This is a genomic window from Palleronia sp. LCG004 (genome assembly GCF_032931615.1).
Lineage (GTDB): Bacteria > Pseudomonadota > Alphaproteobacteria > Rhodobacterales > Rhodobacteraceae > Palleronia.
Genome location: NZ_CP136759.1, coordinates 757180 through 779737, shown reverse-complemented (window position 1 = coordinate 779737; position 22558 = coordinate 757180). Strand labels below are relative to the sequence as shown.

Here is a 22558-nt window from a genome sequence, read left to right as displayed (position 1 = left end):
GTCACCTCGGGAATGGCCAGACGCCCAGCCAGGCATGAATGCCCGCGACAACGAGGTAGACAACGATCGCGATCACGACAAGCCGGATGGTTCCGGCGGTCGTTCCGCCGCGATAGGGCTCCCACGCACCGTCGCGGGCATTGATGATGGGCATCTCCATGAGCGCCCAGACAAGCAGCGTGCCCCAGAGCACGAGCGAGGCGAGATCGCCGTTGACCAGAAGATGCAGCGCGGCCCAGAGCGCGAAGCCCCAGAGCTGCGGATGGCGGATCCTGCCCCTCAGCGGCGATTTCGAGTGCCCGAGCGCGAACAATCCGATGGCGAAGATCATGCCGAGATCGACGACATGCACGCCCCATTGCGGTGGCGACCACACAGGAACGAAGGCAGCGGCACGATAGCCCATGACCATCAGCACGACGGACAGCACGAGGAGAATCGCAAAGATCCCCTTCGACGCGCTGCCCATCCGCGCCGTCATCTCGGCGCGAGGTCCGGGTGCCACCCCCTTGAAGAGATGCGCCGCGATCCAGAGCGCAAGTCCCGCGATCAAAAGTGCCATCAGGCCGTCCTCTGCGCCGCTTCGTGCCGCGCGAGTGTGACGCGGGCGCGGTTGACGTGCAAGCTCTCGACGATCTGACCGTCGAGCACCGCGATCCCCTGCCCCGCCGCGAGGGCCTCCTCGTGCGCCGCGATGCGCCTCCGTGCGAGGTCGACCTCTTCCGCCGAGGGAGAGAAGACATCGTTGCAGATCGCGATCTGCGCCGGATGGATCAGCGACTTTCCGTCCATGCCGAGCCTGCGACCCTGCTCGCATTCCGCGCGCAGGCCGTCATCGTCGCGGAAGGCGTTGAAGACGCCGTCAATGCAGGGAATGCCCGCCATCCGCGCGGCGGCCAAACAGGATTGCAATGCCATCAGCAGCGGCATCCGGTCATCACCGGGATCGCAGCCGATTTCGGCGGCCAAGTCGTTCGTCCCGATGACGAGCCCCGCGACCCGGTCAGATGTCGCGATCTCGGCCGCCGAAAATACGCCGCGCGTCGTCTCGATCATCGCCCAGATGCGCGTACCGGCCGTCGCCGGACGCGCATCGAGTTCGCGCGCCAGCGCCGCGACGTCGCCCGGGCCATCGACCTTCGGCAGCAGGATGTGATCGGGGCTGCCATCCGCGATCTCGTCGAGATCGTCATGGCCCCACCGGGTATCGAGCCCGTTGATCCGCACGATCCGGGCCCGCTCTCCGTAGCCTCCCTGATTGAGCGCGGCAAAAAGGGATTTTCGCGCATTCTCCTTTTCCGCGGGCGCGACCGCATCCTCGAGGTCGAAGATGATCGCGTCGACCGGCAGCTCGCGCGCCTTTTCCAGCGCACGGGCGTTCGATCCGGGAATGTAGAGGACGGAACGCCATGATTGGCGGGGCTTGGACATCAGGGTTCCTCGGCAGAGACTGGATTCGGGCGAGACAGACCACGAAGGTCGTGCGCCCCGCAACCGTTAACGCCGCACGAGGCTGCGACCGGTCGCTTAGCCTCCGGTTGCCCGGCCCTGCACCAGACTGGATCCAGCGCCAACGACCGCAATTCAGGAGCCGCAATGAACCGTGACATGATGATCCTGACCCTCGGCATAGGCGTCATCGCGCTGTGCTATTCGGCCAAGCTGACCATCGAGGGCTCGCGCGCCGGCCTTGCCTTCGGACAGCCGCAATTCAATGGCCGCATTTCACCCTCGCCGTTTGATCCGCCCGACCCGATCCAGCGCTAGGCCAGCGCAGACCAGACGAGCCGGAGGCTTGCCGCGACGAGGAAAGCATAGGTCAGGCCAAAGAACAGCCGTTCCGGCACGCGTCGGTGCAGCCAGACACCGAGCGTCACGCCGAGGATCGCGAAAGGCGCGAGAACGAGATCGGCCAGCGCCGTTGCGCTCGAGAATGTGCCGAGGACGGCATAGAGCGCGAATTTCATGAGATTGATCGCCCAGAACACGATGACCGTCGTCGCCTGGTAGCGTTCCTTCCCCACACCGCGGGAGAGGAGGTAGACCGCTGCGGGCGGCCCGCCGGCATGGCTGATGAAGCTGGTAAACCCCGCCACCGCCCCCCAGAAGGCCCCCGCACCGCCACCGCCGGGCAGCCCCGACAGCGACAGCCATCCACGCGAACGGACGAGCTGGAAGGCCACGAAAGACAGCGCGACGACCCCGATCAAGAGCGCGATGACATCCGCGGGCGCGACGGTGAAGATCATGGCACCGATCACGACCCCCGGCACCGCCCCGAGCACGAGCCATCGCGCGGCCATCCCGTCCCACTTGCGCCAATAGGGTCTGAGCGCGGTCGCATCCATCAGCATGAGAAGCGGCAACATGACGGCAAGCGCCTCGGCCGGGCTGACCACGAGGACCAGAAGCACGGTCGCCACGAAGGCGGCACCCGATCCGAATCCGCCCTTCGATATTCCCGCGAAGATCGTCGCGGGGATCGCCACGGCAAAAAAGGATGCGGTCAGTTCCACGGTGTCGCGCACAGTCGCGTCGGAGCGGGGATCGAAGGCCTTCGGTGGAACAAGTGCGCATCCTTCGCGTCGTGCAGAAACCAGGCATCAACTCTTGTGGAGGATCGTAGCCATGAAACCAGTCGCAATCGCAACCGCATTGGTTCTCACCGCAAGCGGATCCGGAGTATGGGCGCAGGTTGCGGACGTGCCCCCTTTCGGTGAAGGCAGCGCCTTCGGCAGCTTCGAGGCCGACGCGGATGCACATCGCGCCTCCGACCTCATCGGCGCGGAGATCTACATGACCGAAGCCGAAATACCCGAGACGGTGGAGTTCGGCCCGGCAGATGATTGGTCGGAGTTGGGCGAGATCACCGACATCGTCATCGGCGAAGACGGATCGGTTCAGGCCGCGATCGTGGGCATCGGCGGCTTCCTCGGACTGGGCGAACGAGACGTGGCGGTCGATTTCGACCATGTCCATGCGGTTCCGGAGACCAACGGGTCCGGCGATCGCCTCTTCGTCGTTCAGGCGACGCGCAACGAGGTGGAAAGCGCGCCACCCTACGAGCCCGCCGAACTCTAGGTCGGCTCTCGCCTTGCGCCGATCCTGAAGGTGCAATAACCCTCGGCGCGACTTTTGCAATCATTGGGGATTTCCATGGCCAGGTCGAAAATCGCGCTGATCGGCGCAGGGCAGATCGGTGGAACGCTCGCGCATCTCGCGGCGATCAAGGAGTTGGGCGACGTCGTCCTGTTCGACATTTCCGATGGGGTGCCGCAGGGCAAGGCGCTCGACATCGCTGAATCGGGCCCGTCCGAGAAGTTCGACGTCGCGCTCAAAGGCACGACCTCCTACGAGGATATCGCCGGGGCCGATGTCTGCATCGTGACTGCCGGCGTGCCGCGCAAGCCCGGGATGAGCCGCGACGACCTTCTGGGCATCAACCTCAAGGTCATGAAATCCGTGGGCGAAGGCATCGCGAAGCACGCGCCCGACGCCTTCGTCATCTGCATCACCAATCCGCTCGACGCGATGGTCTGGGCGCTTCGGGAATTCTCGGGGCTGCCGCACCAGAAGGTCGTCGGCATGGCCGGCGTGCTCGACAGCGCGCGGTTCCGTCACTTCCTCAGTCTCGAGTTCGATGTGTCGATGCGCGACGTCAGCGCCTTCGTCCTCGGCGGCCACGGCGACACCATGGTGCCGCTCACGCGCTACTCGACCGTCGCCGGTATCCCGCTTCCGGATCTCGTGAAGATGGGCTGGACCACGCAGGACAAGCTCGACGAGATCGTGCAGCGCACCCGTGACGGCGGCGCGGAAATCGTGAGCCTTCTGCAGACCGGATCGGCCTTCTATGCGCCCGCCACCAGCGCGATCGAGATGGCCGAATCGTATCTGAAGGACCAGCGGCGCGTCCTGCCATGTGCCGCATGGTGCGACGGAGCCTTTGGGCTCAAGGGGATGTATGTCGGCGTGCCCGCGATCATCGGTGCGAACGGCATCGAACGCGTGATCGACATCCAGCTCGCCAAGGATGAGCAGGCGATGTTCGACAAGTCCGTCGACGCCGTCAAAGGGCTCGTCGAAGCCTGCAAGGGAATCGACGACAGCCTGACCTGATGATGGATCTGGCACTCCGGATCAGCGCTCGCCGCCAGGCGGCGAGCGCTCTCCCTGCCCCGGCGCGTGGTCTGTCGCGAGCAGGCCCGACCGACCGGGGTACGATGATTCAGACGCGGTCACTCCGCCTTTCATCGGAAAGCATCGCATGACGACGGGTCCGGAACGCGGCTTCGTTTTTGCGGCGACCGGCGAGGTCTATGTGACACTCGCACGTCGGGCCGCGCGGACCTTGCGGATCGCGATCCCCGACGCAGAAATCGACCTTTTCACGGATACGCCTACGGGCGATCCGGTCTTCTCTCAGGAGCACGCGCTGTCCGACGGGTTCTTTCGACCCAAGATGGAAGCGATGCGGAGGTCGCGTTTCGAGCGGACGATCATGCTCGATGCCGACATCCTGGTTCTTACCCCGATCCCCGAATTGTTCGACATTCTCGACCAGTACGAAATGGCGGGGGTTGCCGGGATCTCGCGCCGAAGAAAATTCTACGACCCGAAGGATCGGATTCCACGGGCCATTCCCAATGTGAATACCGGCGTGCTTGCCATCCGCAGGACGGAAGCGACGCAGACGTTTCTGGGAGAGTGGAACAGGCGCGTGCGGGAGAATGGCGACAGGCTGGATCAACCGGCATTCCGCAAACTCCTTTGGGAACTGAAACCGAAATTCCTGGTCCTGACCCAGGAATACAACCTCATGTACAAGAACTTCCTCGACATCTGGTTCGGCGAAATGGGGTATCCGCGCGTACTGCACGTGGCCGACCTGCATCGCCGGCCGCAAGGCGATCCAGAAACGCCTCTTACCCCCGAGGAAGCGCTGGGACGCGTTCGTGCGAACCATCTGGAGCGGCTTCGCGCCGCCGATTGGACGCTCGGAGGCGATCCTGCGTTGCGCACGCCTCTCCCCCCTCCCCCACATGTACAGAGCACGCGATCCCTGGCGCGAATGCTCGTGCAGTCGATCCGCAAACGCTAAACCACCTGCCACCGGGTTCAAGACTCACGATTTCCCTGCCGGCCGAACTCGTGCGGACGGCATGTGATCACGACTTGATTTCGTGTGATCACAGAGCGCGGATTTTTGCCGGATCCTCGGCAGGTGAGCGCTAAAGCGCTTTATATCCCTCCCGCGATACGTCATCCAGACTGTAACCAGACCAATCCGAGGACCGTGGCCGATGAATATTCACGAATACCAGGCAAAAGCGCTGCTCCGCGATTACGGCGCACCGGTGAGTGACGGCCGTGTCGTCACGCGTGCCGAAGATGCCAAGACCGCCGCAGGCGAGCTTGACGGTCCGCTCTGGGTTGTGAAGGCTCAGATCCACGCGGGCGGCCGCGGCAAGGGAAGCTTCAAGGAAGCAGATGCCGGCGACAAGGGCGGTGTGCGTCTTGCCAAATCAGTGGAAGAAGCCGCCGAGGAAGCGAAGAAGATGCTCGGCCGCACTCTCGTCACGCATCAGACCGGCCCGCAGGGCAAGCAGGTCGGGCGCGTCTATATCGAGGACGGATCGGGGATCGAGACCGAACTCTATCTCGCCCTTCTCGTCGATCGCCAGACGAGCCGTGTCGGCTTCGTCTGCTCGACCGAAGGCGGCATGGATATCGAGGAAGTCGCGGCCAGCACGCCCGAGAAGATCCTGAGCTTCAGCGTCGATCCGGCCACCGGCTATCAGCCCTTCCACGGCCGCCGCATCGCCTTTGCGCTCGGCCTTGAAGGGCCGCAGGTCAAGCAATGCGTCAAGCTGATGGGTCAGCTCTATGCCATGTTCATCGAGAAGGACATGGAGATGCTCGAGATCAACCCGCTGATCGTGACCGATCACGGCGATCTCAAATGCCTGGACGCGAAGGTGGGGTTCGACGGCAACGCGCTCTATCGCCATTCCGATATCGCCTCCCTGCGTGACGAGAGCGAAGAAGACAGCAAGGAGCTGCAGGCCTCGAAATACGACCTGAACTACATCGCTCTCGACGGCGAGATCGGCTGCATGGTCAACGGTGCGGGCCTCGCCATGGCGACGATGGACATCATCAAGCTGAACGGTGCCGAGCCTGCCAACTTCCTCGACGTGGGCGGCGGCGCGACCAAGGAGAAGGTGACCGAGGCGTTCAAAATCATCACCTCCGACAAGAACGTGAAGGGCATCCTCGTCAACATCTTCGGCGGGATCATGCGCTGCGACGTCATCGCCGAAGGCGTGATCGCCGCGGTGAAGGAAGTCGGCCTCAACGTGCCGCTCGTCGTCCGCCTCGAAGGCACGAATGTCGAGAAGGGCAAGGAGATCATCCGCAATTCGGGTCTCGACGTGATCGCCGCCGACGACCTCAAGGATGGTGCCGAGAAGATCGTCGCCGCGGTCAAGGGCTGATCGCCTCCCGGGCAAGACGGACGTGCACGTCGGAAGGATTTGACGGATGAAGAACCCACCTTCGGAACTTTCCCCCATCCTGCTCGGGACGGCCCTGCTGGGTGCGGGGCTCCTGCTGAGGCAATGGGAGCCCGGTGCGCTGTCGCTTCCCTCAAAGCCAGATGTCGTCCACCGCGATCGCGGACTGAAGCGCGCGGCGCGCAGGACCCGCGACGGGATCGCGCGTTTCCTGCCGTCGAACATGACCGGCAGCCTCGGTCGATCGCTTGCGATCATGGGGGCCGGCCTGGTCCTCGTGCGGCTGCTCGACATGGCCGTGGAAGACGACGAAACCCTTTTCTGATGATCGCCGGCCACCGCGCGCCGGCACCAAAGACTGACCAATGAAGGAGCCGACATGGCCATTCTCGTTGACGAAAACACCAAGGTGATCTGTCAGGGCCTCACCGGCTCGCAAGGCACGTTCCACACCGAGCAGGCGATCGCCTATGGCACGAAGATGGTCGGCGGCGTGACCCCCGGAAAGGGCGGCCAGACGCATCTCGACCTGCCGGTTTTCGACAGCTGCTTCGAGGCCGTCGAGAAGACCGGCGCGAATGCGAGCGTCATCTATGTCCCGCCCCCCTTCGCCGCCGATTCCATTCTCGAGGCGATCGAAGCGGGCATCCCCCTCGTCTGCTGCATCACCGAAGGGATCCCCGTGCTCGACATGATGCGGGTGAAACGGGCTCTCGAAGGGTCCGACACGATCCTGATCGGACCGAACTGCCCCGGTGTCATCACGCCCGACGCCTGCAAGATCGGCATCATGCCGGGCCATATCCACAAGCGCGGCAGCGTCGGCGTCGTGTCGCGGTCGGGCACCCTCACCTACGAGGCCGTGAAGCAGACGACCGATGTGGGCCTCGGCCAGTCGACCTGTGTCGGCATCGGGGGCGACCCGATCAAGGGCACCGAGCATATCGACGTGCTCGAATGGTTCCTTGCCGACGACGAGACCGAGAGCATCATCATGATCGGCGAGATCGGCGGTCAGGCCGAGGAAGAAGCCGCGCAATTCCTCGCCGACGAGCGCAAGGCCGGCCGCTGGAAGCCCACCGCGGGCTTCATCGCCGGCCGCACCGCCCCTCCGGGCCGCCGCATGGGCCATGCCGGTGCCATCGTCGCCGGTGGCAAGGGCGATGCGGAAAGCAAGATCGAAGCCATGAAATCGGCCGGCATCACCGTTGCCGACAGCCCTGCCACGCTGGGCCAGGCGGTGAAGGCCGCCATCGAGAAAGGGTAACGACCTTTCGCAAGCATTCGGGCCGGGCGCTTTTGGACAAGATCGCCCGGCCCCACCTGACGGACATGTGCTCGAAACAGCGAGCGTAACCGCTTTGAAAGACATTCGGCCGAGAAGTCGGCCATGACCGGGGTGCCAATGGACCGACATCATCGCGAAGACTTTGGTCCGGTGAACGCGGTCGGAACACGTCCGGAAGACCAAGGCAATGACTGAACCCGCGACCGATCTCCCCAGCTGGGCCCTCTGCATCGCGACGATCAATCGGTTGGAGGCGCTGAAGCATTGTGTCCGCCTGGCCCTGGACCAGACGCATCCACCGGCAGAGATCGTCATCTGCGACGCCAGCGATGATTGGGAAGCCAACCGAGACGCCATTCTTCAGGTATGCGGCACCCCTTCCGGGACAGACATCGCCTATCTCAAGGCCGAGAAGAAATCGTCGGCCTTCCAGCGGAACCAATGCATCGCGCGCGCTTCGGCGGAACTGCTCTTCCTCATCGACGACGACAGCTTCATGCATCCCGATTGCGCGGAGCGCATTGCCGAGATCTATCGTGCGGATGGAAACGGAATGGTTGCCGCTGTCGGTGCCGCACCATCGGGCGAGGATCCACGCAAGGTCCGTGACGGTGCGAGGAAGGTCACCGGCCACGGGGAGACAGGACAGCACGGGAAGGCCGGTTCGAGAAACGCGATTGTCGACTGGATCTGGAAACATGTCCTTCTCATGCGGGGAGAAGGCTTCTTCGTATTCTACGATGCCGGCATCGGTGTTGAGCGTGGTTCGGGCCAGCCCATCGCTGAGACGTATGACCGGAAGCATATTTCCGGATGGTCCCTCACGGTCCGCCGTGAGGTCGCCCAGAAGGAAATGTTCGACGCCCATCTCCTGGCCTATTGCCCGCTCGAAGACGCGGACGCCACGCATCGCTATCGGCGGCACGGTATCCTGCTGGGATCGAACCTCGGACGTATCTATCACATGAACGCGGCATCGGGCCGGATGAAGCGACGTCAGATCGCCGAGCTCCAGGTATCGAACATGGCCTACTTCATACGCCGCAGCAGCGAGAGTCTCGGTGAGGATCGCGGCAAGTTCTCGCTCCTGATGTCGCGTCGCATCCTCGCCGAGTTTCTGAAGGACGGGCTCAGCCGTCGGTTCGACTTTCCGCAGGCCCGCGGCGTGATCGCGGGCATCCGCAGATCACGGACGATATTCCGCCAGGGATCGGATGGGCTTGGCCCGTGGTACGAAGGTGTCCAGAAGGGCATTCTGGCGCGCCGATGAACATGACAAGCATCATCCCCTCCTCTCGCCGGACGCTCTCCAGAAGGGTCGGTGCAGCCCGGATCGCTTGTCTGCGCGCGGGCACGGAGGCGAGACGATGAGCATCCTCTCCGCCATCAGAACCTGCCTGCGCAAATACTTCGTCTTTTCCGGACGGGCGTCGCGGTCGGAATACTGGTGGTTCGCGGCCTTCGTACTCATCGGGAGCCTTGTGGCCGGGTTTCTAGACGGAATGCTCTTCGGATTTCAGCAGGTGGAGTACGATCCCGGGAGGATGAGCTACGAGTCGAACGGCCCGATCGCTGCGTTTTTCTCGCTTGCGACCTTCGTTCCGCTGCTCAGCGCAGGGTGGCGACGGATGCACGATAGCGGGCGTTCGGGGCTTTATCTCGTCTATCCGCTGATCGTCTTCGTCGGGATCTTCGTGTTCATCGGTGTCGTCGCCGGTTTCGAGCCGCTCCTGGCGGGACAGTTCACGAACATCCTGGCAGGCGGAAGTTTCCTGATCCTGGGGCTGGCCTTCTTTGTTTTCCTCGTTTCCCCCTTACTTGTGCTCTGGTGGCTGACACGACCGAGCGAGCCTTCGACAAACAGATACGGACCACCCCCGTACCATATCGACAGCCATCCGACTGACCCCGGAGAGATCCAATGACCGAGCAATCCCCGAACGAAGACTTCCAGCGGCAGAGCTTCGCCGAGGGGCACAACGCCGCCTATCTCGAACAGCTCTATGCGCGTTACGCCGACGACCCGTCGGCGGTGGACGAAAGCTGGCAACGCTATTTCGAGACGCTCGGAGATGCCGGCGACGCGGCGGCCGAGGCGAATGCGCCTTCCTGGGCCCGCAGCGACTGGCCGCCGCAGCCTTCGGATGACCTCACTGCCGCGCTCGACGGGCAATGGCCGGCCGATCCGAAGGCCGACGGCAAGGCGCTCGCCAAGAAGATCACCGACAAGGCGGAAGCGACCGGCACCAAGATCGGCGAGGAGCAGGTCAGGAAGGCAGTGCTCGACTCGATCCGCGCGCTGATGCTGATCCGTGCCTACCGGATCCGCGGGCATCTGGCAGCCGACCTCGACCCGCTCGGCATCCGTGACGTTCCGGAACATCCCGAATTGTCGCCGGAGGCCTACGGTTTCACCGATGCCGACATGGACCGGCCGATCTTCATCGACAATGTCCTCGGCCTCGAGGTCGCGACGCTCGGCAAGATCCTGAAGATCCTCAAGCGCACGTATTGCGGCACGTTCGCGCTGCAGTACATGCACATCTCCGATCCCGAACAGGCCGCCTGGCTGAAGGAACGGATCGAGGGCTACGGCAAGGAGGTCAAGTTCACCGAACAGGGCCGTCGCGCGATCCTGAACAAGCTGGTGGAAGCCGAGGGCTTCGAGAAGTTCCTCCACGTCAAGTACATGGGCACCAAGCGCTTCGGCCTCGATGGCGGGGAGGCGCTGATCCCCGCGATGGAGCAGATCATCAAGCGGGGCGGCGCGCTCGGCGTGAAGGACATCGTGATCGGCATGCCGCACCGCGGACGGCTGAGCGTTCTCGCCAATGTCATGCAGAAGCCCTATCGCGCGATCTTCAACGAGTTCCAGGGCGGCAGCTTCAAGCCCGAGGATGTCGATGGATCGGGCGACGTGAAGTATCACCTCGGCACGTCCGATGACCGTGAATTCGACGGCAACAGCGTGCATCTATCCCTAACCGCCAACCCGAGCCATCTCGAGGCGGTGAACCCGGTGGTTCTCGGAAAGGCGCGTGCCAAGCAGGACCAGCTGAAGGACGAGGAGCGCGAAAAAGTCCTGTCCGTGCTACTGCATGGCGATGCGGCTTTCGCGGGTCAGGGCGTCGTCGCGGAATGTTTCCAGCTGTCCGGTATTCGTGGCCACCGGACGGGTGGCACGATCCATATCGTCGTCAACAACCAGATCGGGTTCACGACCTCTCCGGCCTTCTCACGGACCTCGCCCTATCCCACGGATATCGCGCTGATGGTCGAGGCCCCCATCTTCCACGTCAACGGAGACGACCCCGAAGCCGTGGTCCATGCCGCCAAGGTCGCGACTGAATTCCGTCAGAAGTTCCGCAAGGACGTGGTGATCGATATCTTCTGCTATCGCAGGTTCGGCCACAACGAGGGTGACGAGCCCATGTTCACGAACCCGCAGATGTACAAGACGGTCAAGCAGCAGAAGACGACGCTGACCAAATACACCGAACGCCTCGTGAGCGAGGGCCTGATCCCCGAAGGCGAGATCGAGGACGCGAAGTCGAGCTTCCAGGCCCATCTCAACGAGGAGTTCGAGGCCGGGAAGGATTACAAGCCGAACAAGGCGGACTGGCTCGACGGGAAGTGGTCGGGGCTGAACAAGCAGGGCGAGAAGTACCAGCGGGGCAAGACCGCCATTCCCGGCGAGACGTTGCGGGATATCGGGGCTGCGCTCAGCACCGCCCCCGACGGGTTCAACACGCACCGCACGATCGACCGGCTGCTCGAAGCCAAGCGAGAGATGTTTGAAACGGGCGAAGGCTTCGACTGGGCCACGGCCGAGGCGCTGGCCTTCGGGTCGCTGCTGCTCGAAGGGTACCCGGTGCGTCTCTCCGGTCAGGATTCGGGTCGCGGGACATTCTCGCAGCGGCATTCGGCGCTGATCGATCAGCAGACCGAAGAGCGGTACTACCCGCTCAACAACATCCGCGAGGGCCAGAGCCAGTACGAGGTCATCGATTCGATGCTCTCGGAATATGCGGTTCTCGGGTTCGAGTACGGCTATTCGCTGGCCGAACCCAACGCGCTGACGTTGTGGGAGGCGCAGTTCGGCGACTTCGCGAACGGCGCGCAGATCATGTTCGACCAGTTCATCTCGTCGGGCGAGTCGAAATGGCTCAGGATGTCGGGGCTCGTCTGTCTTCTGCCGCATGGCTACGAGGGTCAGGGTCCGGAGCATTCCTCTGCCCGGCTCGAGCGGTTCCTGCAGCAATGCGGGCAGGACAACTGGATCGTCGCGAACTGCACGACGCCTGCGAATTATTTCCACATCCTGCGCCGGCAGCTTCACCGTTCCTACCGCAAGCCGCTGATCCTGATGACGCCGAAATCGCTGCTGCGCCACAAGCTCGCCGTCAGCAAGGCGTCGGACTTCACCGACGGGTCGAGTTTCCACCGCATTCTCTGGGACGACGCGCAATACGGCAACTCGTCGCTGAAGCTGCAGGACGACGACAAGATCCGGCGCGTCGTCATGTGTTCGGGCAAGGTCTACTACGACCTGCTCGAGAAGCGGGACGAGGAAGGGCTCGACGACGTGTATCTCCTGCGCGTCGAGCAGTTCTATCCGTTCCCGGCCCACAGCCTCGTCCGCGAGCTTCAGCGGTTCCCGAAGGCCGAGATGATCTGGTGCCAGGAAGAGCCGAAGAACCAGGGGCCGTGGAGCTATATCGAACCCAATATCGAGTGGGTTCTCAGCCGTATCGACGCCAAGCACAAGCGCCCGACATATACCGGCCGTCAGGCTGCGGCGTCGCCCGCGACGGGGCTTGCCTCGCAACACAAAGCCCAACAAGCGGCGCTGGTGAATGGCGCTCTGGGACTGGAAGGATAAGACGATGACCGAAGTTCGTGTGCCCACACTGGGCGAATCCGTCACCGAGGCGACCATCGCCACCTGGTTCAAGAAACCGGGCGACAGCGTCGAGATGGACGAGATGCTCTGTGAGCTCGAGACCGACAAGGTCACCGTGGAGGTTCCCTCCCCCGCCGCGGGTGAGCTGGGCGAGATCGTGGCCCAGGAAGGCGACACCGTCGGCGTCGACGCGCTGCTCGCGCATATCACCGAGGCGGGCAGCGGCGCCGGTTCGTCGAAATCGGGAGATGGTGGATCAAAATCCGCCGAGAAGAAGCCGAAGGACGAAGAGGAGACCCGCGCGGGCTATTCCGGTTCCGACACGCCCGAGGAAGAAGGAAAGCCTTCGGACGAGAGCGGGGGTGCTGGCGAAGAGATCGACGTGATGGTCCCGACCCTCGGGGAATCCGTGAGCGAAGCGACGATCGCGACATGGTTCAAGGCCGAAGGCGACCAGGTCGAGGCCGACGAGATGCTCTGCGAGCTCGAGACCGACAAGGTCAGCGTCGAGGTGCCCGCCCCCGCCGCCGGCACGCTCGGCAAGATCCTCAAATCCGAGGGCGAGACGGTCGAGGCGGGTGGCAAGCTCGCGACCCTGACGAAGGGCGGCGGCGGATCGTCTGCGCCGAAGCAGGACGAGCCCGCCGCGGAAGCCAAGTCCGAGAGCTCATCGAAGGGCGGCGCGGATATCGAGGACGCACCTTCGGCCAAGAAGGCGATGGCCGAGAAGGGCGTGAGCCGCGAGGACGTGAAGGGCACCGGCCGCGACGGCCGCGTGATGAAAGAGGACGTGCAGAACGCAGGTTCCTCGAAGAAGGCCGACGACAAGCCCGCCCCCACCCGTCCGGCAAGCCCCGCAGACGATGCCGACCGCGAGGAACGGGTCAAGATGACCCGTCTGCGCCAGACCATCGCGCGCCGCCTGAAAGAGGCGCAGAACAATGCCGCGATGCTCACCACCTATAACGAGGTGGACATGAGCGCAGTGATGGATCTGCGGAACGAGTACAAGGACCTCTTCTTGAAGAAGCACGGCGTGAAGCTCGGCTTCATGTCCTTCTTCACCAAGGCCTGCTGCCACGCGCTGCAGGAAGTCCCCGAGGTCAATGCCGAGATCGACGGGACCGACATCGTCTACAAGCACTTCGTGCATATGGGGATCGCCGTAGGCACGCCGTCGGGCCTCGTCGTGCCGATCGTGCGCGATGCCGACGCCATGTCCTTTGCCCAGATCGAGAAGACGATCAACGAGCTCGGTCAGCGGGCCCGTGACGGCAAGCTGTCGATGAACGACATGCAGGGCGGAACGTTCACCATCTCGAATGGCGGCGTCTACGGATCGCTGATGTCCTCGCCGATCCTGAATGCGCCGCAATCGGGCATTCTCGGCATGCACAAGATCCAGGAACGCCCGATGGTCGTCGGCGGCAAGATCGAGATCCGTCCGATGATGTATCTCGCGCTCAGCTACGACCACCGGATCGTCGATGGCAAAGGCGCGGTCACGTTCCTCGTCCGCGTGAAGGAAGCGCTCGAGGATCCCCGCCGTCTGTTGATGGATCTTTGACGGATGATATGCGGGGCCGGATCACCGGCCCCGCACCGTCTCGATCAATCGTTCGTCAAGGCCGGGATCTGATCGATGAGCGGCCTCACCGCTTCCATGCATGGTCCGATCGCCTCGTCGCCGCAGAAAACGCGCAACGACCTGTCGTCGCCGAGATCGAGGACGAAACCCGTCATCGCCTCACCCATCATCATCGGCCCGGGCGGGCCATGCGGTCGGGGCCGCCGATCATCGCCACCGCGTGAACTCTCAGGGGGACCGCGGCGGGCATCGGGCTCGCCCCTGTCTGCACCCGGATTGCGGTCGCTGGTCTCGGTGGAATTCGGATTGTCGTCGGATTGGGCGAGTGCCGGACCGGAAGCGGCAATCATGGCGATGCCACCGGCAATCAGGGCATGTCTCAACATCGAAAGGCCTCCTCTAGGATGTATTCTGTTCAACCCATGTGCGATCGGCTCTGTTCCGGCGCGGTGCCCGGCTCGGGGTTGATCCGCAAGGCTGCGCTTCCCGCGCTCGCGCTCCTGTCGGCCTGCGCCGTTCCGGTCGAACCGAACGTCACGGTGCGACATATCGAGTCGACGGAAAGCGCAGGGAACGGTGCGCGGTGGCATCTCTTCCTGTTCGACCCCAGCGCGCCCCGCGATCTGGACACGCGGATCGCGCTTGCCCGTGATTCCGTGCGTGGTAATCCGACCTGCCGATGGGTCGGCGCATCGAAAGACGAGATCGCGACGCAAACCATAGCGCAGGGGGCGCGTTACAGTGATACTGTACTCGCCGCGCCCCTCATCTGCGAAGGATAGAATGATGCAGGTCCTGATCCGTTTCGATACTGACGATGCCGACGCCTTCGTCGCCTCATACGCCGATGCCTCCGAGCGCCGCGATCAGGCGGGGCTGAGACAGCTTCAGCTCTGGCGCGAGAAAGGCACCTCGACTGTCTGGGGTCTTTTCGACGCGTCGGACCGCTCGCGGGTGGAGGAATGGCTTTCCTCCGAAAGGGGCCTGTGCAAGAGCTTGACCGGAACCGAGGCGCATTACCTCCGCACCGTCTGAGCATAGCCTCCGAAGGAACCGCGCATGACGACCGAACTCCTCGTTCTGATCCTGTCTGCCTTGCTGCAAGCCGTGCAGTTGGTCCTCTTCGCGGTTCCCGCCAATCTCGAACTCGGACCACGTACGACGATGGGGCCCCGCGATCCGCAGGACCTGCAGCGACCGAAGGATCAGATCCTGTCGCGTCGGACTGGCAGGATCATGCGGGCCTACGACAACCACAACGAAGCGTTGCTGCTCTTCGCGATCGCCGCGGTCGCGGTGACGCTGACCGGCACCGGCAGCGCCCTGACCGCGACGCTGGCGTGGATCTATCTTGCGGCGAGGATCCTCTACGTGCCGGCCTATGCCTACGGCTGGGTGCCGTGGCGCTCGTTCATCTTCGGGGCGGGTTGGATCGCGACCGTGCTCATGCTTCTTCTCGCCCTCCTCTGACTTCAGGAAAGACCAATGGCTAGTTACGACGTCATCATCATCGGCTCCGGCCCCGGCGGCTATGTCTGCGCCATCCGCTGTGCACAGCTTGGCCTCAAGACCGCATGCGTCGAGGGACGCGAAACGCTTGGCGGGACGTGCCTCAATATCGGCTGCATTCCATCCAAGGCGCTGCTTCATGCGACCGAGATGCTCCACGAGGCGGAGCACAACTTCTCGAAGATGGGCCTGAATGTCGACGCTCCGAAGGTCGATTGGTCCGCGATGCAGGCCTACAAGGACGACACGATCGGCCAGAATACGAAGGGGATCGAATTCCTCTTCAAGAAGAACAAGGTCGACTGGCTGAAGGGCTGGGCCTCGATCCCCGAGGCGGGCAAGGTGAAGGTCGGCGACGAGGTGCATGACGCAAAGAACATCGTGATCGCCAGCGGGTCGGATTCGGCCACCCTTCCCGGCATCGAGATCGACGAGGAAACCATCGTGAGTTCCACCGGCGCATTGTCGCTGAAGGAGATCCCGAAGAAGATGGTCGTGATCGGTGCGGGCGTCATCGGGCTCGAGATGGGCAGCGTCTATGCCCGGCTCGGAGCGGAGGTGACCGTGCTCGAATATCTTGACACGGTGACACCCGGAATGGACGGTGAGGTGCAGAAGAACTTCCAGAAATTGCTGTCGAAGCAGGGCATGAAATTCGTCCTCGGGGCCGCCGTTCAAGGTGCCGAAATAAGCGACGGCAAGGCCAAGGTCAGCTACAAGCTCAAGAAAGACGAGAGCGAAGAGACCATTGATGCCGACATCGTTCTCGTCGCGACCGGGCGCAAGCCGGTGACCAAGGGGCTCGGCCTCGAGGATCTCGGCGTCGAGACGACGGAGCGCGGTCAGATCAAGACCGACGATCACTGGAAGACCACGAAAGACGGGATCTATGCGATTGGCGATTGCATCGCGGGACCCATGCTCGCCCACAAGGCCGAAGACGAGGGCATGGCCGTGGCCGAGGTGCTGGCCGGAAAACATGGCCACGTGAATTACGGTGTCATCCCGAGCGTAATCTATACCCATCCCGAAGTGGCCAGCGTCGGACGCACCGAAGAGCAGTTGAAGCAGGACGAGGTGCCTTACAAGGTCGGCAAGTTCAGCTTCATGGGGAATGGCCGGGCCAAGGCGAATTTCGCCGCCGACGGTTTCGTCAAGATCCTCGCGCACAGGGAGACGGATCGCATTCTCGGCGCGCATATCATCGGACCGATGGCCGGCGACCTGATCCACGAGGTTTGCGTCGCGATGGAATTCGGTGCCGCGGCGGAAGATTTGGCGCTGACTTGCCACGCCCATCCGACCTATTCGGAAGCAGTGCGTGAGGCAGCCCTCGCTTGCGGAGACGGTGCGATCCATTCCTGAGGATCGTCATCAGCTACAGACGATACGGGGGGCCGGTTGGCCCCCCGACTTTCATTTCAATCGGCAAAAGTGAACGGGTGGACATATCCGCCCCGTCGAAAGGTCAAAGACCCTCGGGATACCAGTTGCCGATATGAACTTCGGTCCCGGCCCCGGCCTGTTGCAGGAGTTCGGCAAAAGCCTCGGGATCCTGCGTGCCGCCGTCCCGACCACGGTAGTGGTACGGATAGACATGGGCCGGAGCGAATTCGGCAACTGCGTCGGCTGCCTGCTCAACCGCCATCGTGAAGGGCAGGTTCATGCTGACGAAGGCCAGGTCGATATCCTTGAGCGCGCGCATCTCCGACGTCCCTTCGGTATCGCCCGAGACATAGACCCGCATACCGTCGATCGCGAGGACGTAGCCGTTGTCTCGCCCCTCGGGATGGAAGTCGAGCCGTCCTTCGGTGATGTTGTAGGCCGGAACCGCCGTGATCTCCACCCCGAGCGCGTCGGTGGAATCACCGTTGGCGACCTGCTGCGTCATCATCTGAAGAGCGCTGGGAAGCATGTCGTAGACTGCGATGTTCGTGATCATCTGCGTCTTGCCGGCGGTGATCTCGGACAGCAGTTCCGGATCGTAATGATCGCCATGTTCATGCGTGATGAGAACGAGATCGGGATCGGGCATATCCTCGTAATCCGCCTCGGCACCGACTGGATCGACGAGGATGACGCCGGCGGGCGTCTCCATCCAGAAGCTCGCATGGGAAATCGGATGCACGACGATCTCGCCGCTCTCGGTCGGGAAAGTATCTGAGGTCTGGGCAGCGGTGGACACGGGGATCGTCAGAATCCCCGTGAGCGCCAATGCGCCACCGATCGTCAGGAAGTGTCTGCGGGTTGTCATGGCGTCCTTTTCCTCGGGCCTTGGAACGGCTTCAAAGATAGGGCCCGGTGCGGCCCACGGCCACTCTCCCGGCAGCTTTCCGCTTTCAATCCCTGTGACCGTGCCGCATGTTGCGGCGATGGAATGGTTGACCGACACCAAGATCCCCGTCGGCCGGATCGCCGGCATCGCGTTCGACTGGCTGCAGATCAACGGGGCAGCAGTCTTCGACGGCATCGCCATTTTCCTCGAGGGTCTGATTGACATCCTGCTGGCGCTGTTTCTCAGCCCACCGGGCATCGGATGGCTGACCGGTGCCGAGGATTACGTCCCGGCCTATCCGGCCGAGTATCACCCGCTTCTGGTGATCGCCGTCTTCGCGGGCCTCACGTGGTATCTTCAGCACCGCTGGCAGGTTTGCCTTCTGGTGATCCTCGGGTTTCTCTTCGTCCTGAACCAGGGATATTGGGAGGAAACGAGCGAGAGCCTGACCCTGGTCCTGTCGGCCTGCGTCGTCTGCATGGGGCTGGGTGTGCCGATCGGAATTGCGGTGGCGCATCGTCCGAAGCTCTATGCATGGGTGCGGCCGGTCCTCGACCTGATGCAGACGCTGCCGACCTTCGTCTATCTCATCCCGGCAATCGTCTTCTTCGGAATCGGCATGGTGCCCGGCCTCATGGCGACGGTGATCTTCGTGCTGCCGGCCTCGATCCGGCTCACGCATCTCGGGATCTCGTCGACGCCCAAACCGCTGATCGAAGCGGCACAGGCATTCGGCGCAACGCCGCGGCAGTTGCTCTGGAAGATCGAACTGCCGAGCGCCCTGCCCCAGATCATGGCCGGCCTGAACCAGACCATCATGCTGTCACTGTCGATGGTGGTGATCGCGGCGCTCGTGGGCGCGGACGGGCTCGGCGTGCCGGTCGTGCGGGCTCTCAATCAGGTCAATACCTCGCTCGGCTTCGAGAGCGGCTTCGTCATCGTGGTCGTGGCGATCATCCTCGACCGCGCGCTCAGGGTTCGGCAGCGATGAGGGTCGAAGGTGCCTGCCATTGCGGCCGCATCCGCTTTGCCGCCGAACTGCCCGATGGGCTTGCCTCGGCGCGCCGCTGCGATTGCCCGTTCTGCGCGATGCGGGGTGCCGTCGCGGTAAGCGCGCCGATCGAGGACTTCGATATCATCGACGGGGCCGAGCATCTGAAGCTCTATACCTTTAACACCGGGACGGCGCGCCATTACTTCTGCCGGCATTGCGGCATCTATACCCACCATCTTCGACGTTCGAACCCCGACGAATACGGTGTGAACCTCGCCTGTATCGAAGGCGCGACGCCCTTCCTGTCCGAAGTCAACGTCACGGACGGCCAGAATCATCCATCAGACGGCGCGCCGCCCCGGATCGTCGGAACGCTGAGATACGAGCCCCGCGAATGAAAGAGCCTGCCGTCATCTTCGACAACGTCTCCATCGTCTTCGGAGACAATCCCGAGGTTGCGCTTCCCATGATGGACGAAGGTCACGATCGCGCCACGATCGAGCGCGAGACAGGCCAGGTCCTCGGCGTGCACGATTGCAGCCTGAACGTGCCCGAAGGCGAGATCCTCGTGCTCATGGGATTGTCGGGATCGGGCAAGTCGACGCTGCTCCGGTCGGTCAACGGTCTCGCCGACGTCGTCAGGGGCGAAGTCCGCCTGCGCCGCGGCGACGAAATGGTCAGCGTCACATCCGCGAAGGCGCGCGACCTACGCCGGATGCGTCTTGACGACGTGTCCATGGTCTTTCAGCAATTCGGCCTGCTTCCCTGGCGCAGCGTCGCCGAGAATGTCGGCCTCGGGCTCGAACTCGGCGGTCTGTCAAAGGCGAAGCGGCGCGACAAGGTGCTCGGGCAGCTCGAACTCGTCGGTCTCTCCGATTGGGCCGACAGGAAGGTCGGCGATCTATCCGGGGGCATGCAACAACGCGTGGGCCTCGCCCGCGCCTTCGCGACCGATGCGCCGATCCTCCTGATGGACGAACCGTTCTCGGCGCTCGACCCGTTGATCCGCACGCGGCTGCAGGACGAACTGATCGACCTGCAGAAGCGTCTGAGCCGCACGATCGTCTTCGTGAGCCACGATCTCGACGAGGCGTTCAAGCTCGGCGACAGGATCGCGATCATGGAAGGCGGGAGGATCTCGCAACACGGTAGCCCGAGGGAAATTTATCAAGCGCCGGCAAATGAATACGTGGCGAACTTCGTGGCCCACATGAACCCGCTTGGAGTTCTCTGTGCGCGGGACGTGATGGAGACTGCCGACCCGGACATGCCAGCTGAGGGAATCCACCCCGAGACCGCGATCCATCAGGTGATGGATGCGTTGCGCGATGATCGACGGACGATCGGCGTGGTAGAGGATGGAGCGCTCATCGGACAGGTCAGCCGCCGTTCGATCCTGGATCGGCTCGCGGATCCCGGACGATCAGGGAACGGATGATCCGAGGCTGCGTTCCCCCGCGCATTCTCAGGGGGAGCGCATGACCCGGATCACGGATATTCTCGACGATCTCGACAAGCTGACGCGAGAAAAAGACGACACGATATGCGTGGCCGAGGTCAAGGACAGCATCGGTCACCGTGGCAGCGGTGTCCTGGTCTTCCTTCCGGGCCTCATCGGAATGTCGCCGCTCGGGGGGATTCCGGGCGTCCCCAGCTTGATGGCGGTGATCGTGCTGATCTTCTGCCTGCAGATCGCGATCGGAAAACGGGCGCTCTGGCTACCGTCTGTCCTGTCGCGTCGATCGGTCAATCGCGACAAGCTTTCGTCGGCGGTCGAAAAGACGCGCGGAGTCGGAAAATGGATCGATCGACATTTCGGCGGGCGTCTGGAGCTACTGACGGGACCCTGGGCGATCAGGTTCGCGGCACTTCTCTGCGCGGCCTTGGCCTGTACCGCGCCCCCCCTCGAAGTCGTACCGTTCGCAGCGGCGATGCCGATGGCGGGAATCGCTGTGTTCGGCATCGCGATGACGCTGAAGGACGGTGCCGCGATGCTGATCGCCGCGATTCTTGCCGCAGGTGCCCTTTACGGTGCGTTTCTTCTTATGCCGTAAGTGGACGCTGCAAAAGCGGCATGACGAGCGACATGTCCGGTCCCCGTGCCTGCCCCGTCACGGCAAGCCGCAGCGGCATGAACAGTGACTTGCCCTTTCGACCCGTTGCCTGACCGACGGCCTTGGTCCAGTTCGACCAAGTTTCGGGGCCATAGGGATGTGCGGGCAACATCTCCAGAGCCTGTTGCCAGAACATGCGATCCTCTTGTTCGACAATAGGTTCGACACCGTCATGGAAGATCGCCCACCATCGAACCATGTCGCCGCGCGTCTCGATATTTTCGCGGACGACATCCCAGAAATCTCGCGCGATCTCGTCAGGAACTCCGAGCACGCGAATATCCGTGGCAACATGCTCGAACGGCTTCGACGCAAGGACACGCGCGGTCAACGGCTTGAGATCCTCGGAATCGAATTTCGTGGGGGCCGATCCGAACCGCGAAACCTCGAAGCCATCGGCGATCTCGGCAAGTGAGCCGCGCAGTTCGACCGGATCGGAAGAGCCGAGCCGCGCCATGAGCGACAGGATCGCGAGACGTTCGATCCCGGCTTCGCGGAAATCCCTGAGCGAGAGCGTCCCGAGCCGTTTCGACAGCGCCTCGCCCTGTGGGCCCGTCAGCAACGAGTGATGCGCGAAGGACGGGTGGTCATGCCCCAGCGCTTTCATGATTTGGATCTGCGTCGCTGTATTCGTGACGTGATCGCTTCCCCGCACGACATCCGTCACGCCCATCTCGGTGTCGTCCACCACCGAGGCGAGCGTGTAGAGCACCTGACCGTCGCCCCGGATCAGCACCGGATCACTGACACTCGCCGCGTCGATCGAGATGTCGCCCAGAATCCCGTCGTTCCACTCGATCCGCTCCTGGTCGAGCTTGAAGCGCCAGTGCCCGGCACCACGCTCGGCCCTCAGCCGGTCGCGATCCGCCTCGGATAGACTCAGCGCCGCGCGATCGTAGACGGGCGGCCGGCCCATGTTCAGCTGCTTCTTGCGCTTGAGATCCAGCTCGGAGGGCGTTTCGAACGCTTCGTAGAGCCGCCCCTCCGCGCGCATCTTCTCAGCCGCCTCGGCGTAGCGGTCGAGCCGCTTGGATTGCCGCTCCACCCGGTCCCAGGTGAGACCGAGCCATTCGAGATCTTCCATGATCGCATCGGCATAGGCTTCGGTCGATCGCACGGGATCGGTATCGTCCAGTCGCAGGATGAAGGTGCCGCCCGCTTTCTTGGCTATGAGCCAATTGAAAAGCGCCGTGCGCAGGTTGCCGATATGCAGATATCCCGTCGGAGACGGTGCGAAACGGGTGGTGGTCATCAACGTTTCTCCTTCCGACGCGCTATCTCACAGGGGTATCCGATTGTCTAGAATGTGGCGACGCTGCGGACTTGCATCCGGCAGCGGCACGACCATTCTAAACGCGCGACCCTTCTTTCG

Annotated in this window: 25 protein-coding genes; 19 read left to right on the top strand and 6 right to left on the bottom strand. The window is 63.2% G+C overall.

The window, feature by feature from the left end; genetic code table 11:
• Position 1: 1 nt before the first annotated feature.
• Both RVY76_RS03680 and RVY76_RS03675 read right to left on the bottom strand, forming a co-directional pair.
• A complete protein-coding gene (locus RVY76_RS03680) occupies positions 2–562 on the bottom strand; it encodes an NnrU family protein (RefSeq protein WP_317375931.1) in 561 nt (186 codons plus the stop codon).
• Positions 562–1431 carry a CoA ester lyase gene (locus RVY76_RS03675; protein ID WP_317375929.1) on the bottom strand — a complete coding sequence of 290 codons (870 nt, stop codon included), beginning with the start codon at positions 1429–1431 and terminating at the stop codon, positions 562–564. Before RVY76_RS03675 ends, RVY76_RS03680 begins: the two co-directional genes overlap by 1 nt.
• A 177-nt stretch (positions 1432–1608) precedes the next feature.
• Here RVY76_RS03675 and RVY76_RS03670 point away from each other — a divergent pair, with 177 nt between their 5' ends.
• Positions 1609–1767 carry a hypothetical protein gene (locus RVY76_RS03670; RefSeq protein ID WP_317375927.1) on the top strand — a complete coding sequence of 53 codons (159 nt, stop codon included), beginning with the start codon at positions 1609–1611 and terminating at the stop codon, positions 1765–1767.
• On the opposite strand, the gene RVY76_RS03665 is transcribed toward RVY76_RS03670, so the two are convergent.
• On the bottom strand, positions 1764–2516 hold the full coding sequence (locus RVY76_RS03665; RefSeq protein WP_317375926.1) for a sulfite exporter TauE/SafE family protein: 753 nt from the start codon (positions 2514–2516) through the stop codon (positions 1764–1766). The genes RVY76_RS03670 and RVY76_RS03665 overlap by 4 nt on opposite strands.
• A gap of 112 nt (positions 2517–2628) precedes the next feature.
• On the opposite strand from RVY76_RS03665, the gene RVY76_RS03660 reads away from it, so the two are divergent.
• The 10 genes from RVY76_RS03660 (at position 2629) to odhB (ending at position 14273) form a co-directional block, all read left to right on the top strand.
• Positions 2629–3081 carry a PRC-barrel domain-containing protein gene (locus tag RVY76_RS03660; RefSeq protein ID WP_317375924.1) on the top strand — a complete coding sequence of 151 codons (453 nt, stop codon included), beginning with the start codon at positions 2629–2631 and terminating at the stop codon, positions 3079–3081.
• Positions 3082–3156: 75 nt separating this feature from the next.
• Complete coding sequence (gene mdh / locus RVY76_RS03655; RefSeq protein WP_317375922.1) at positions 3157–4119, top strand: malate dehydrogenase; 963 nt, start codon at positions 3157–3159, stop codon at positions 4117–4119.
• Between the two features lie 148 nt (positions 4120–4267).
• Positions 4268–5101 carry a putative nucleotide-diphospho-sugar transferase gene (locus tag RVY76_RS03650; RefSeq protein ID WP_317375921.1) on the top strand — a complete coding sequence of 278 codons (834 nt, stop codon included), beginning with the start codon at positions 4268–4270 and terminating at the stop codon, positions 5099–5101.
• A 202-nt stretch (positions 5102–5303) separates the two neighbouring features.
• Complete coding sequence (gene sucC / locus RVY76_RS03645) at positions 5304–6497, top strand: ADP-forming succinate--CoA ligase subunit beta (RefSeq protein WP_317375919.1); 1194 nt, start codon at positions 5304–5306, stop codon at positions 6495–6497.
• Between the two features lie 46 nt (positions 6498–6543).
• Positions 6544–6840 carry a hypothetical protein gene (locus tag RVY76_RS03640; RefSeq protein ID WP_317375918.1) on the top strand — a complete coding sequence of 99 codons (297 nt, stop codon included), beginning with the start codon at positions 6544–6546 and terminating at the stop codon, positions 6838–6840.
• A 54-nt stretch (positions 6841–6894) separates the two neighbouring features.
• A complete protein-coding gene (sucD, locus tag RVY76_RS03635; protein WP_317375916.1) occupies positions 6895–7782 on the top strand; it encodes a succinate--CoA ligase subunit alpha in 888 nt (295 codons plus the stop codon).
• Between the two features lie 208 nt (positions 7783–7990).
• Positions 7991–9073, top strand: coding sequence for a glycosyltransferase family A protein (locus RVY76_RS03630; protein ID WP_317375914.1), 1083 nt, complete (start codon positions 7991–7993; stop codon positions 9071–9073).
• 97 nt (positions 9074–9170) lie between these two features.
• Positions 9171–9728, top strand: coding sequence for a DUF805 domain-containing protein (locus tag RVY76_RS03625; protein WP_317375912.1), 558 nt, complete (start codon positions 9171–9173; stop codon positions 9726–9728).
• Positions 9725–12685: a 2-oxoglutarate dehydrogenase E1 component gene (locus RVY76_RS03620; protein ID WP_317375911.1), complete on the top strand. Its 2961-nt coding sequence runs from the start codon at positions 9725–9727 to the stop codon at positions 12683–12685. Before RVY76_RS03625 ends, RVY76_RS03620 begins: the two co-directional genes overlap by 4 nt.
• A 4-nt stretch (positions 12686–12689) precedes the next feature.
• The gene (gene odhB / locus RVY76_RS03615; RefSeq protein ID WP_317375910.1) at positions 12690–14273 is read left to right on the top strand and encodes a 2-oxoglutarate dehydrogenase complex dihydrolipoyllysine-residue succinyltransferase; all 1584 of its coding nucleotides are present in this window, start codon (positions 12690–12692) and stop codon (positions 14271–14273) included.
• 44 nt (positions 14274–14317) lie between these two features.
• Here odhB and RVY76_RS03610 read toward each other — a convergent pair whose 3' ends face one another.
• Positions 14318–14680: a hypothetical protein gene (locus RVY76_RS03610; protein WP_317375908.1), complete on the bottom strand. Its 363-nt coding sequence runs from the start codon at positions 14678–14680 to the stop codon at positions 14318–14320.
• A gap of 18 nt (positions 14681–14698) precedes the next feature.
• Between RVY76_RS03610 and RVY76_RS03605 the strand changes: the two genes are divergently transcribed.
• The 4 genes from RVY76_RS03605 to lpdA are packed head-to-tail and all read left to right on the top strand — an operon-like array spanning position 14699 to position 17168.
• Positions 14699–15076 (top strand): hypothetical protein, encoded by a 378-nt coding sequence (locus tag RVY76_RS03605; protein ID WP_317375907.1) that lies wholly within the window; start codon positions 14699–14701, stop codon positions 15074–15076.
• A gap of 1 nt (position 15077) precedes the next feature.
• Positions 15078–15329, top strand: coding sequence for a DUF3303 family protein (locus RVY76_RS03600; protein ID WP_317375905.1), 252 nt, complete (start codon positions 15078–15080; stop codon positions 15327–15329).
• 24 nt (positions 15330–15353) lie between these two features.
• Positions 15354–15764 carry an MAPEG family protein gene (locus RVY76_RS03595; RefSeq protein ID WP_317375904.1) on the top strand — a complete coding sequence of 137 codons (411 nt, stop codon included), beginning with the start codon at positions 15354–15356 and terminating at the stop codon, positions 15762–15764.
• A gap of 15 nt (positions 15765–15779) precedes the next feature.
• Positions 15780–17168 (top strand): dihydrolipoyl dehydrogenase, encoded by a 1389-nt coding sequence (lpdA, locus tag RVY76_RS03590; RefSeq protein ID WP_317375902.1) that lies wholly within the window; start codon positions 15780–15782, stop codon positions 17166–17168.
• Positions 17169–17271: 103 nt separating this feature from the next.
• Here the strand turns inward: lpdA and RVY76_RS03585 are convergent, their stop codons facing one another.
• Entirely contained in the window at positions 17272–18057 is a 786-nt protein-coding gene (locus tag RVY76_RS03585; RefSeq protein ID WP_317375901.1) for an MBL fold metallo-hydrolase, read from the bottom strand.
• A 118-nt stretch (positions 18058–18175) separates the two neighbouring features.
• Between RVY76_RS03585 and choW the strand changes: the two genes are divergently transcribed.
• Genes choW through RVY76_RS03565 form a run of 4 tightly spaced genes read left to right on the top strand, consistent with a single transcriptional unit; the run spans position 18176 to position 21126 of the window.
• Entirely contained in the window at positions 18176–19069 is an 894-nt protein-coding gene (gene choW, locus RVY76_RS03580; RefSeq protein WP_317375900.1) for a choline ABC transporter permease subunit, read from the top strand.
• A complete protein-coding gene (locus tag RVY76_RS03575) occupies positions 19066–19470 on the top strand; it encodes a GFA family protein (protein ID WP_317375899.1) in 405 nt (134 codons plus the stop codon). Before choW ends, RVY76_RS03575 begins: the two co-directional genes overlap by 4 nt.
• Positions 19467–20510 (top strand): choline ABC transporter ATP-binding protein, encoded by a 1044-nt coding sequence (gene choV, locus RVY76_RS03570; RefSeq protein WP_317375898.1) that lies wholly within the window; start codon positions 19467–19469, stop codon positions 20508–20510. The genes RVY76_RS03575 and choV overlap by 4 nt, the downstream gene beginning before the upstream one ends.
• Before the next feature lie 40 nt (positions 20511–20550).
• On the top strand, positions 20551–21126 hold the full coding sequence (locus RVY76_RS03565; RefSeq protein ID WP_317375897.1) for an exopolysaccharide biosynthesis protein: 576 nt from the start codon (positions 20551–20553) through the stop codon (positions 21124–21126).
• Here RVY76_RS03565 and gltX read toward each other — a convergent pair.
• A complete protein-coding gene (gene gltX / locus RVY76_RS03560) occupies positions 21116–22438 on the bottom strand; it encodes a glutamate--tRNA ligase (protein ID WP_317375896.1) in 1323 nt (440 codons plus the stop codon). The two genes, RVY76_RS03565 and gltX, sit on opposite strands and share 11 nt — an antisense overlap.
• Positions 22439–22558: the final 120 nt, after the last annotated feature.